The sequence below is a fragment of the Caballeronia arvi genome (assembly GCF_001544695.2).
In the GTDB taxonomy this organism is placed as follows: domain Bacteria; phylum Pseudomonadota; class Gammaproteobacteria; order Burkholderiales; family Burkholderiaceae; genus Caballeronia; species Caballeronia arvi.
Genome location: NZ_FCOM02000296.1, coordinates 1 through 782, shown reverse-complemented (window position 1 = coordinate 782; position 782 = coordinate 1). Strand labels below are relative to the sequence as shown.

General features: G+C 57.5%; 2 protein-coding genes. Both read left to right on the top strand.

Annotated elements, in window-relative coordinates; genetic code table 11:
- Positions 1-261 (top strand): TCP-1/cpn60 chaperonin family protein (locus tag AWB74_RS45000; protein ID WP_327363389.1); only part of this gene is annotated, 261 nt, incomplete at its 5' end.
- A 106-nt stretch (positions 262-367) separates the two neighbouring features.
- Positions 368-622, top strand: coding sequence for a hypothetical protein (locus tag AWB74_RS44995; RefSeq protein ID WP_077161438.1), 255 nt, complete (start codon positions 368-370; stop codon positions 620-622).
- The last annotated feature ends 160 nt before the right edge of the window (positions 623-782 follow it).

The following is a 782-nucleotide window of genomic DNA, read 5'->3' as shown; positions in this document are numbered from 1 at the left end:
GCGGCGAATGCGGGCGACGAGCCATCGGTAGTCATCGCGAAAGTGGTCGAAGGCCACGGCAATTTTGGCTACAACGCCGCGACCGGTGAGTACGGCGACCTTGTCGAATCAGGCGTCGTTGATCCTACCAAGGTCACGCGCACGGCCTTGCAGAACGCCGCATCGATTGCCGGGCTGATTCTGACCACGGACGCCACGGTCGCCGAAGCGCCGAAAGACGACAAGACGTCGAAGACGCTCACGCCAGAGCTGGAGTATTGAGCTGCCAGAGATGATTGAACTAACAGCTTTCGCCCGCGGCAAGTAAGTTACCCGGTCGGCGCCGCATTTTTCTCCGTCGTGCGGCGCCGCTTTTTAGCAAGCTGCCATGAAACTCGAACTTCGCATCGATTCGAAACCACTTGAGATCGAGATCGACGATGTTATTGCGGCGCTTCTTGCGCTTCGACTTGATTTGCCAGAGGACGCGAATCTCGAGGACGTCCTCGCCCGCTACCTGAGCGAAAAAGGTGCGCCATGGGTATTGGACGAAGACCATATGCGCAGGCGTATTTTTCGTCGCCTGATACTCGACATTGCCGACCCTGCCTTGATCATTCGACACCTTATGACTGATCAGTGACTTGCGATGGAGGACCATATCATGAACGGGACCTATAAATCGAACGACTCGACGAACCGCCCGAGCGCGGACGGTCTCGCCAGTGGACTTGCCCCCGCATAACCGGACACCCGGTCACGCTTAGGTTGGAGAAACTGCTTGCCGACGAAACTCACGAGGC

Coding starts and splice junctions, on each gene's coding strand:
- AWB74_RS44995 (WP_077161438.1), top strand. CDS start 368: ATGAAACTCGAACTTCGCATCGATTCGAAACCACTTGAGATCGAGATC.